Consider the following 11,776-nt stretch of genomic DNA (forward strand, 5'->3'; position numbering starts at 1 on the left):
CTAAAAAAACCATGTATTGAAAAGAATTTGATGCAAGAAGGATAACGTGTGAACTTCTCGAATTTTTCGTGGAAAGGCCAAGAAAAAAAGTATGAATAATGGTAAAATGAACATATGTTTTGTTTTTTTTAATTAATATAAAGAGAGGACGAGGAAACGATGACAGTACAATTTGTCTTAGGCGATGGTGTGTGTGATCACACAGAGACGTTAGTCCAAAAAGCAGACGAGTGGTTACAACAAGATGCCAACCATCGTGTCTTTTTTTTGGTCCCTAACTACAATAAATTTGAACGAGAAATCGAAATTTTACAAGCCTTGAAACAAAAAAACGAGCAGACGCATTTTAGTAGTATGAAGACACAGATTTTTAGTTTCCAACGTCTGTCTTGGTATTACACACAGCAAAGCGGATACTATCAAGCAGACACGATTACAGAAATCGGTGCTAAATTACTAATGCGTAAGGTGTTGACCAATCTAAAGGAACAATTGCACCTATTTCGTGGGGAGATCGATAAAGTAGGGTTTTTGACCCAATTACTCGAGTTGTATCAGGAATTTCAATTGAGTGGACTTACGACAGAACAATTACATGGAATTGACACGACACAAATTACGTTAAAACGTGAATTGCAAACAAAATTAAGTGAATTGACGTTGATTTTTACAGCATATGAACAAGAACTCGTACACCATCAAGTCACGCTTTATGATCCTTTACAATGGTTAATCCAGTATTTGAAAACACCGGAGGCGACTTTAGCAGCGCAATTAAAGCAAACGCTGTTTATTGTAACAGGGTTCTCATCTTTTCAAGCCAAAGAGTTCCAATTACTGACCCAACTCATGATACACAGTACGTTAACTGTAGATCTTATTTTGACGAATCGTCAGCAACATACCCAGGGGCTTGATTTATTCTATGATGCTGCTAGAACGTATACTCAGATTGCGACTTGGATGAAACAACACCAGCTGACGATCTTGCCTGATCATGTGATCGATACGCCGCTTGCGACAACACCGCGTAGCAAAGGACGCTTGGCACTGTCTGAATTTTGGGAGAGTACCCAGCAGATGCAAGGCGTAACGATCGATTCGGTAATGAGTGAATATGCAACGATTTGGCAAGTCGAAACACCAGAAGAAGAGGTCCGTCAAATCGGTCTAGAAATCAAGCGTTTGGTCAGTCGAGAACATAAACATCAGCTCCCGTTGACCTATAAAGATATTCAATTGTCTACGTTAGATCCAGCACTTTATGTTCCTTATATCGAACCGATTTTTAGTGAATTGGATATTCCATTTTATATCGATCAAGAAAAGTTAATTCGTCAGCATCCAATTGTTCAATTTTTAGCAACGTGGTTTGATTTAGATCGTTATTATTATCGCGAAACCGATATTTTTAATCTTTTAAAATCAGAACTGTTTATCCCAACAGACTATGATAAACCAATCGCTTCTTTTCGCGAATTGGTGGATCAAACAGAAAACATTAGTTTGGCTCATCATCTAAGCGGTATGTTATGGATCAGTAAAACGGACTGGGAGATCTACGCTTATGATCCTATCTTAGGACAACCGATCAGAGATGAAGCCTTAACGTTGAAGACAAATCAGTTGCGTCGCGCCTTTTACACACAATTGTATCAACCGTTAAGCAAATTAAAAAAAGCCCGTACGATGAAAGAAGCAATCACGTTGTTTTATCAGTTTTTATTGGAGCAACAAATTGATCAACAACTCATCCAGTGGCGCAATCAAGCAGTTTTACGTGGTCAATTAGATGAAGCGCGTAACCATGAACAAACATGGCAACATTTAATGGATATTCTAGATGAATTTGTGAATATCTATGACGAGGAAGCATTTGACTGGGAAGGATTTACTGTATTATTGATGAGCAGTTTAGAAAATTTGAGCTTCGGTAAAATTCCGACTTCACTAGATCAAGTGCAAATCAATCGTTTGGATTTAGCGCGTCCAAATCAAAGTAAAGTGACCTTTGCTTTAGGGTTAACAGAAACTGCTTTTCCACGTAAAGTCGAAAATCATACGTTATTAGATGTCACAGAACGTGAATGGTTAAATGAACAATTAGGTGAATTAGGCTATATTTATGACCGGGCAAAAGAAACCCGTCAAAAAGAACCATACGTGGCCTATAGTTTATTTTTATCGAGTACGCAATTGTTGTATTTGACGTATCCGGCGACTTCTGAAACCGATCATACCTTGCAACCTTCACCATATCTCGCACGCTTTTTATCAAGTATGCCACAGCTACTTGTGAAAAAAGGATTGCTCACGTTGACTGCGGATCCTTTAGATTATGTTGGATCATATCGAGGGGCGATCAGACAGATCAATCAGTTAACAAGGCAAGCGAAACAAGACGAACGTTCGCTACCGACTGCTTGGTCCCAACTACAGCGTAAAGTTAGACAAAGCAAATGGAATACATTAGCGCAACGCGTGTTTTTAAGTCAAGATGATCAGAACGTACCTGTTGCCTTAACGCAAGAACAAGCCCAACGATTATATGGGCGTGAAATGTATAGTTCAGTTTCACGTCTTGAAACCTTCCACGAATGTGAATATCGTTACTTTATGCAATATGGGCTAAAGTTGAAAGAACGTGATATCTATGGGATTACACCTGCTGTTACCGGTGAATTTTTCCACGATGCACTTGATCGCTTTTTAAGTATTTTGATCAAAGAAAATATTAGTTTATCGAGTTTAACACCAGAAACTAGACAAGAATTCATGCAACAAGTCTTAAAAGAAATTTTTGGCGAAACACGCTATCAACTACTTAGTCGTTCGGCACGGATGGACTTTTTGTTCCAACAATTAGGCAAAACGATCAACCGGGTCAGTTGGGCATTACACGAACAAAGCCAAAAAACCAAATTATCTCCAGTTCAAACAGAAGTATTATTTGGCCAAGTAGCGGCGAAAAAAGGAATCAAGGGATTAGAACTTGATTTAGCTAGCGGAGGTAAGCTGCACGTCAGAGGGAAAATCGATCGCATCGACCAAGTCGATGTCGACCAAAAAACGTATCTTTCTGTCGTCGACTACAAATCTAGTAAAAAAGAATTTGATCCGACTGAAGTTTACTATGGGTTAGCCATGCAACTGGTGACGTATTTAGATGTCGTCTTGCAAGATGCGGCACAGTTAGTAGGTAAGCGTGAAGTACAGCCAGCTGGGGCGTACTATGTAAAAATGCAAGATCCTTTGATAAGTGGAAGTACAGCGAAAGAAAAACGCGAAAGTGAACGGTTGAAGGCGTATAAATATTCTGGACTTTTTATTCAAGATCAGGCTTTATTTGCCGCTTACGACACAAGTTTGGCTAAAAGCCAGCATTCTGAAGTATTTCCCATTCGCAAAGACAAACATGATGACTACACTATGATTGCTCAAAGTAAAGACCGCTTTTATACGCCAAACGAAGTTGAGACATTAAGAGCGTATAATCGAGAAAAAATGCGTCATAGCGCCGATCGTTTGCAAAGTGGTGAGATTGCGCTAAATCCTAGTCTACGAGTGGAAAAACAAGCTAGAGCGTGCGAACATTGCCCATTTCGTAGTGTTTGCAAATTCGATGCGGTGTTGCCAGAAAACCACTACCAAAAAATTGAAACCATACCAAAACAAGAAATATTGAAAAAAATGGAGGGTATTATTCATGAGTAAGATCCCCAATAAGCCAGAGGGTGCAATGTATACGGATCAACAATGGCAAGCGATCTTTGAAACGGGCCATCATGTATTGGTCTCGGCTTCTGCTGGTTCAGGAAAAACACGTATTTTAGTCCAACGCGTGATTGAGAAGATTAAACAAGGACATGCGATCGATGAATTGTTGATCGTGACCTTTACTGAAGCTGCTGCAAAAGAGATGAAGCAGCGGATCGAAGTTGCGCTAAAAGAATTGCTCCATACAGTAAGTGCTCAAGAACGTCAGTGGTTTTTAAAGCAGATCCAGTTGTTGCCGACAGCGATGATTTCAACGTTGCATGCATTTTGCTTACGTGTTATCCGTAAATATTATTACGTCCTTGATTTAGAACCTGGTTTTCGTTTGTTAACTGATGAAACGGAGCGCCTCCTTTTAAAAGAAGAAGTAATGGAAACGTTGATCGAAGAAGCTTACGAAGCAAAAACCCCAGAATTCTATGCCTTTGTCGAGAATTTTATGAGCGATCGATCAGATCAAATGTTAGGAGAATTATTGCTACAGTTGTACGAATTTTCTAGGGCCAATCCAGATCCTGTGGCTTGGTTAGATGCATTGCCAGACGCTTATAAATTAGAAGAAGATATCACGAAAACGCCACTGTATCAAACGTGTATTAAAGTACAGATCGCAGAAAAATTAGGTGAAGCAAAACAACAGTTGCTCAAAGCGCATGCCTACAGTCAACAGTTAGACAAGTTAGCACTTCTTTTGGAAACGGAACAACAACAAATTACACGCTTGCTTGCGTATTTAGAACAAGATCAAATCGATCTACTCTATGAAGCGTTAACCAGTATTTCGTTTGATCGTTTTCCAAGTTATCGCAAGGCAGAAGACAAAGAGAGCGCACAATTGGTCAAACCTTTACGAGAACTCGCCAAGCAATTGGTACAAGAAGCAAGTGTCTTGCTACCTTATCCGCCTGAACAAATGCGTACGATTTTGGCGGTATCACAACCGATCGTAAAAGAAGCGGTACGCTTGGTCCATGAATTTATGGCACGCTATCAAAAAAGTAAACAACAAAAAAATATATTGGATTTCAACGATTTAGAACACTTAACACTGGCGATTTTACAAGTGAAAACGCCAGAATTAGATGTTCAAGCAGCATATCGTGACAGCATTCATGAAGTGTTGGTAGATGAATATCAAGATATCAATCGCTTGCAACAAGCGATCCTAGAAAGTGTGGCGACCCATCAACCAGGGAACCTTTTTATGGTAGGCGACGTCAAACAGTCGATTTACGCTTTTCGTTTAGCCGATCCAACATTATTTATTGAAAAATACGCTGCCTTTAAAGCGCATCAGATGGGGGAGAAAATCGATTTAAAGGAAAATTTCCGTTCACGTCAAGAAGTATTGGCGTTTACCAATTTGATCTTTGAACAATTGATGGACCAACGCGTGGGGCAAATCGACTATCAAGATGAAGCGCGTTTAGTGAGTGGAGCGACATATTATCCTGAAGGGAGTAACCAACAGCTCGTACCTGAATTATTGATTTATGAAAAGCAGACTACAGCAAAAGAAACGGTGATCAGCACGAAAACAGAAGGCGAGATTCATCTCGTGGCGCAAAAAATACGAGACTTGATCGAACAACGCTATCCGATCTTTGACCGTAAAACGGCCACATTGCGTCCACTTTCTTATCAAGATATCGTGTTACTGACGCCGACACGTAGTGCACATTTGACGATGATCGATATTTTTCAAGAATACCAGTTACCGCTTGCGATCAAAGATGCACAAAACTATTTCCAAGCAACCGAGATAAAAGTGATGTTAAGTTTGTTGCAGATCATCGACAATCCACTGCAAGATATTCCGTTGGTCAGCGTCTTGCGTTCGCCTATTGTCGGATTAAATGAATCGGAACTAGCAGATATTCGTTTAGAACATCCCGATTCGACCTTTTATCAAGCGGTAGTGTGCTATCCAGAAGAGCATGTGCTATTAAAACCGAAGCTGACGCGTTTTTTAGATCAATTGAACGCATGGCGCGAACTGGCAAAACGGCAACCGATCGCAACGGTCTTACAAGATATCTATGCTAAAACAGCATATCCAGATTATGTCTTAGGACTGCCTTCAGGTGAACAACGCTATGCCAACTTAATGGCTTTGGTCAATCGAGCGCAACGCTATGAAGAAACGAGTTTCCGAGGGCTCTATCCATTTATTCGGTTCATTGAGAAAATGCGTGAGAAAAACAAAGACCTGTCTCAGCCAGTCGCAAAAGTCCAAGAAGAATCGATCCAAGTGATGACGATCCATGCAAGTAAAGGATTAGAATTTCCAGTAGTTTTTGTGATGGATATGACCAAAGAAGTCAATACGCAAGATCTAGTAAAACCTTATTTGATGGACGAACACTTTGGCCTAGGCGTCAAGTGGATCGACAAGACACGTACGAGTTTTACGAGTTTGCCTTATATGGCTATCCAACAAATCAAACTCGTTAAATTGTTATCAGAAGAAATGCGTAAATTATATGTTGCCTTGACGCGTGCAGAGCAAAAACTCTTTTTGGTGGGTTCGTATAAAACACAAGAAGAAGCGTTAGGTAAATGGTCAAAAGCATTGTCTCAAACAGAACAATTTTTAGATCCGCAACTGCGTCTATCGACTAAAGCGTCTTTGATGGACTGGATCGGAATGACATTAGTTCGACACCCTTTATTCGAACCTTTTTTAGAAGAACTTCGTTTAAGAGGGAAGAAAATCAGCCATGATGGGCAATTTTCTTTTGCGTTTGTTGACAATGAAACACTGTATACACGTTATCAAGAAATGAAGGCTCAGTTAGCGCACACACCACAACAGATCTTCACAACAACTGAATTTGGTGCATTATCAGATACGCTAGTGAAACGCCTCAATTATGTCTATCCCTATGAAAAAGCAACGAAGACATCTAGTTATCAGTCGGTATCAGAAATCAAGCGGCTATATAATGATCCAGACGAACAAGAATTGCAACTCTTAGATTGGAATGCACCGCAAGAAAAGGCCTATCGCCAAGTCGATACGTTTAGTCAACCAAAATTTTTAGCAAAAAAGGAAGTCAAAGCGACCGTTATAGGACAAGCGACACATTATTTATTGCAGCAAGTCGATTTGACTAAAAAGCCCACTAAAGCTTCTTTAGAACAACAAAAGACAGCATTACTGGCGACGAAACAGTTTCCTAGTGAGATGGTGGCAGCCATTAATATTGATCATTTAGTATGGTTTTTTGACACACCATTAGGACAAGAATTGTTGCAACAGCCACAACGAGTCTTTCGAGAACAACCTTTTTCGATGCTAAAAGCAGCAGCAGACATTTATCAAGATTTTGATGATCCGCATTCAGAATTGTTGATTCATGGCATTATCGATGGGTATATCGAATACGATGAATCGATTGTATTATATGATTTTAAAACCGACCACATTCGCTCAGGACAAACCGCGATGCAACTAGCTGAACGTTACCGAGGGCAATTGCGTCTATATAAACAAGCCTTGGAGCAGTCTTTAGGAAAAGAAGTAATCAAAACGTATTTGGTCTTGCTTTCTGAGCAAAACGTGCTATCCTTATGACGGGCCAAAAGAATCAAGCGGCATTTCTTACAAATTGTAAGAGATATGGTAGACTATAGTCAAAGAGGTGAGACGAAATGGAAACAAAAAAAGTGAATTATACTCTTTGTCCAAGATTTGAAAAAGCCTTCTCGATTCTAGGGAAAAAATGGAACGGCTTGATTATTGACGTGTTATTAGAAGAGCATGGCCAACGTTTTGTGGAATTGTCAAAAACGATCCCGATGTTAAGTGATCGCGTGTTGGCGGAACGATTGAAAGAATTGGAAGAAGAACAAATCGTTCAAAAAAATGATCATTTGTATTCGTTGACCGAAAAAGGGATTGCATTGCATGAAAGTTTTGATTCAGTTAAAAGATGGAGCGAAGAATGGTGTACAATTGACGAAGGCTAGTTGCTTTTTTCACTCATTTTTAGTACACTGTCAGTAATTGGATAAAGAAAAAACGTTGACGGAAACGAGTAGTTTTGTCCCAGCTGAAAAGGGAGATTTGCCATAGACTGTAAGCAAATCCAGTATGGAAAAATGAAGTTCACTTCCTAGTTTGCATTTGAGAAAATGCCGGTAGACTATTATCGTTAATGAATAAAGAGCGTGAGACGTATCTCACGAATTAGGATGGTATCGCGAGCCTTCGTTCCTTTATAGGGATGAAGGCTTTTTTTATTTGATTGAAAGAGTACTAGAGGAGGAAAAATTCCATGTCGTTACAAGAAAAATTGGAAACATTACAAGTGGAAACACTTGCTAAAATCAAAGAAATCACAGACTTAAAAACATTGAATCAAATTCGTGTTGAAATTTTAGGTAAAAAAGGCCCAATCACAGAAGTCTTGCGTGGAATGAAAGATCTATCTGCTGAAGAACGCCCTAAAGTAGGGAGTTTTGCTAACGAGATTAGAGATACGATCTCAAGTCATTTAGAAGCACGTAAAGATGCATTAGAAACACAAGCGTTGACCGAAGCGTTGGCCAAAGAAACACTCGACGTGACGTTGCCTGGGACACAAATTAAACGAGGAACACGTCATATCTTGACACAGATCATGGAAGAAATCGAAGATATTTTTATTGGTATGGGGTATCAAGTGATCGAAGGTTATGAAGTCGAACAAGATGAGTACAATTTCGAACGGATGAATTTACCTAAAGATCATCCAGCACGTGATATGCAAGATACCTTTTATTTAACAGAAGAATTGTTATTACGCACACATACCTCACCTGTTCAAGCGCGAACAATGGAAACGCACGATTTTACAAAAGGTCCCTTACGAATGATCTCACCTGGGAAAGTATTTCGTCGTGATACCGACGATGCAACACATAGCCATCAGTTCCATCAAATCGAAGGGTTGGTTATCGATAAGCATGTAACCATGGGCGATCTAAAAGGAACATTAGAAGTCTTGATGAAGCAAATGTTTGGTGAAGAGCGAAGTATTCGCTTACGTCCAAGTTATTTCCCGTTTACTGAACCTTCTGTTGAAGTAGATGTGAGTTGTTTCAAATGTGGTGGTGCTGGTTGTAATGTCTGCAAGCACACTGGTTGGATCGAAATCTTAGGTGCTGGGATGGTTCATCCAAATGTATTAGAAATGTCTGGGATCGATTCTACGACCTATAGTGGATTTGCTTTTGGTTTAGGACCAGATCGTATCGCGATGTTGCGTTATGGCGTCAATGATATTCGGAATTTTTATTTAAATGATCAACGCTTTTTAGCGCAGTTCAAAGGGGAATAATCGATGTTAGTATCTTATAAATGGTTGAATGAATACGTTGATTTAACCAACGTTACACCTAAAGAATTAGCAGATAAAATGTCTGTTACCGGAATCGAAGTTGAAGGAATCACTGTCTTAGAAGAAGGATTGAAAAAAATCGTCGTGGGACACGTAGTCGAGTGTATCGATCATCCAGATTCTGATCACTTGCATATTTGCCAAGTCGATATTGGTGAAGAGGAAGTATCCCAAATCGTTTGTGGTGCACCAAATGTCAAAGCTGGAATCAATGTGATCGTGGCATTGCCAGGGGCACGTATCGTGGATAATGTAAAAATCAAAAAAAGTAAAATGCGTGGAGAAGTTTCAAATGGAATGATTTGTTCATTAGAAGAAATCGGGTATTCAGATAGTGTGATCCCTAAAGCTTATGCAGAAGGAATTTATTATTTACCAGAAGAAGCCAAAGCCGGAGATTCGGTATTTCCTTATTTAGAAATGGACGATGCGTTGATTGAACTATCGATTACGCCAAACCGTGCAGATGCATTAAGTATGCGTGGTGTCGCTTATGAAGTCGGAGCGATCTACAATCAAAAACCTGTCTTTCCTAAGATAGAACTAACAGAAAATGCAAAACCAGCTAGCGAAGTATTGACAGTCGATGTTCAAGAAAATACATTGGCGAAAGCTTATCAAGTCCGGATTATTGAAGGGGTGACGATCGCGCCAAGTCCAGAGTGGTTGCAAGTTCGTTTGATGAATGAAGGCATTCGCCCAATTAATAATGTTGTGGATATCACGAATTATATTCTATTAGAATACGGACAACCTTTACATGCGTTTGATGCAGCTAAAATCGGATCTGAACAATTGGTGATCCGCCGCGCGCATGAAAAAGAAACGCTTGTGACATTAGATGGCGAAGAACGTCAATTGACAAGTGAAAATCTACTTGTTACAAATGGAAACACGCCACTTGCCTTAGCCGGTGTTATGGGCGGATTGGATTCTGAAATCACAGATCAGACCACGGCTGTAGTATTAGAAGCGGCTATTTTTGATCCAATCAATATCCGTCGTACATCGAAGCAATTCAATCTACGTAGTGAATCTTCAGCGCGTTTTGAAAAGGGAATCAATCATGCGACAATCGATGAAGCATGTGATAAAGCTGCAATGATGATCGCGCAATTAGCTGGTGGTGAGATTTTAGCAGGTAAAGCGATTGGAGCCACACTTGACGTTACAGATACAAAAATTGAAATTTCACTTGAACGTATCAATCATTATTTAGGAACGACGCTTATCCTTGAAGAAGTTGCACAAATTTTTGCAGCACTAGACTTTGGGTGTACGACGACAGAAGAAACATTTGTTGTTAGTGTTCCGCCACGTCGTTGGGACATTACGATTGAAGCAGACTTAATTGAAGAAGTCGCACGTATCTACGGGTATGATCGTTTACCATCAACGTTACCAAGTGGTGAAACAGTTATGGGAAGTTTGAGCGCAAAACAACGATTCACGCGTCGTTTACGCCAAGTATTAGAAGGATTTGGTTTGACGGAAAATATCAGTTATGCGCTATCGACACCTGAAAAAGTCCAACAATTTATGTATCAAACAAGTGCGATCACAAAATTAGATTGGCCAATGACAGAAGACCGTTCGGCGTTACGCATGAATTTGATCTCTGGTTTATTGGATAATGTTGCTTACAATACAGCACGTAAAAATACGGATCTTGCGATTTATGAAATTGGACGCGTATTTTATCAAAATGGACACACTACATTACCACTCGAAGAGACACATGTTGCCTTTGCATTGACTGGAAACTGGATTGAAAAAGATTGGCAAACTAAAGCAGATCCAGTCGATTTTTACAGAGCAAAAGGCATATTCGATGGACTATTAGCGCAATTAAACTTAAGTGGTGTAACATTGGAACAAACAGATACGCTCGAACAGTTACATCCAGGGCGAACAGCGTTGATCAAAGTAGACGATCAAGTGATCGGATTCATCGGTCAAGTCCATCCAATAATTGCCAAACAATATGGAATCTCTGAGACCTATGTATTAGAATTATCGGTAGATGTTCTGAGTACGTTACCGACGACGACTGTTTATCAAGTCGTAACCAAATTTCCAACTGTTAGTCGTGATGTGGCATTTGTTGTCGATGAAGCTGTTGCCCATACGACGATCGTAAGTACGATTACAGCGGTTGCGGGACGCTTCTTGAAATCGATTCGTTTATTTGATGTCTATCAAGGAGAATCGATCGAAAACGGCTCAAAATCAATGGCGTATAGTTTGCTATTTGAAAATCCTGAAGCTACATTGACGGATGAAGAAATTACTAAAGCAATGGAAAAAGTAGAACGTGCGTTGACAGAAACCTTACACGCAACCATTCGCTAAATCTAAACAAGGGGTGTGACGAAATTTTGTCACACCCTTTAAAAATGCAAAGCGATACTCCAAGAGTAGAAGAAATAAGCCAAAGCATGCCGATAATCGGCATGCTTTGGCTTATTTTGTTATTGCTGTAATTATTGGGCTCTATAATTTAATGGACTGATGAATTGAATTCAATTCATCAGTCCATTTGTCATTTTAGGTATTAAAAAACATACTCGCTTCCTGTATGATTAAATCACCACAAAATAAACAAACGAAAGGAG

General features: G+C 39.7%; 5 protein-coding genes and 1 other annotated feature. All 5 genes read left to right on the plus strand.

Annotated features, from left to right (window positions below):
- Nucleotides 1-159: 159 nt before the first annotated feature.
- The 5 genes from ACWOEC_RS05405 to pheT all read left to right on the plus strand — a co-directional run bounded on the left by ACWOEC_RS05405 (nucleotide 160) and on the right by pheT (nucleotide 11,513).
- Complete coding sequence (locus tag ACWOEC_RS05405) at nucleotides 160-3,714, plus strand: PD-(D/E)XK nuclease family protein (protein WP_455306589.1); 3,555 nt, start codon at nucleotides 160-162, stop codon at nucleotides 3,712-3,714.
- The gene (gene addA / locus ACWOEC_RS05410) at nucleotides 3,707-7,354 is read left to right on the plus strand and encodes a helicase-exonuclease AddAB subunit AddA (RefSeq protein WP_455306591.1); all 3,648 of its coding nucleotides are present in this window, start codon (nucleotides 3,707-3,709) and stop codon (nucleotides 7,352-7,354) included. The genes ACWOEC_RS05405 and addA overlap by 8 nt, the downstream gene beginning before the upstream one ends.
- A 77-nt stretch (nucleotides 7,355-7,431) precedes the next feature.
- Complete coding sequence (locus ACWOEC_RS05415) at nucleotides 7,432-7,749, plus strand: winged helix-turn-helix transcriptional regulator (protein WP_455306593.1); 318 nt, start codon at nucleotides 7,432-7,434, stop codon at nucleotides 7,747-7,749.
- 46 nt (nucleotides 7,750-7,795) lie between these two features.
- Nucleotides 7,796-8,001, plus strand: a binding site (T-box leader).
- Nucleotides 8,002-8,057: 56 nt separating this feature from the next.
- Nucleotides 8,058-9,101 (plus strand): phenylalanine--tRNA ligase subunit alpha, encoded by a 1,044-nt coding sequence (gene pheS / locus ACWOEC_RS05420; RefSeq protein ID WP_455306595.1) that lies wholly within the window; start codon nucleotides 8,058-8,060, stop codon nucleotides 9,099-9,101.
- Between the two features lie 3 nt (nucleotides 9,102-9,104).
- Nucleotides 9,105-11,513 carry a phenylalanine--tRNA ligase subunit beta gene (gene pheT, locus ACWOEC_RS05425; RefSeq protein WP_455306597.1) on the plus strand — a complete coding sequence of 803 codons (2,409 nt, stop codon included), beginning with the start codon at nucleotides 9,105-9,107 and terminating at the stop codon, nucleotides 11,511-11,513.
- Nucleotides 11,514-11,776: the final 263 nt, after the last annotated feature.

This window comes from Enterococcus bulliens (genome assembly GCF_053761865.1).

Bases quoted from the DNA above. Each gene is read 5' to 3' on its own strand.
- addA (WP_455306591.1), top strand. From the start codon at position 3,707: ATGAGTAAGATCCCCAATAAGCCAGAGGGTGCAATGTATACGGATCAA.
- pheT (WP_455306597.1), top strand. From the start codon at position 9,105: ATGTTAGTATCTTATAAATGGTTGAATGAATACGTTGATTTAACCAAC.
- ACWOEC_RS05415 (WP_455306593.1), top strand. From the start codon at position 7,432: ATGGAAACAAAAAAAGTGAATTATACTCTTTGTCCAAGATTTGAAAAA.
- ACWOEC_RS05405 (WP_455306589.1), top strand. From the start codon at position 160: ATGACAGTACAATTTGTCTTAGGCGATGGTGTGTGTGATCACACAGAG.
- pheS (WP_455306595.1), top strand. From the start codon at position 8,058: ATGTCGTTACAAGAAAAATTGGAAACATTACAAGTGGAAACACTTGCT.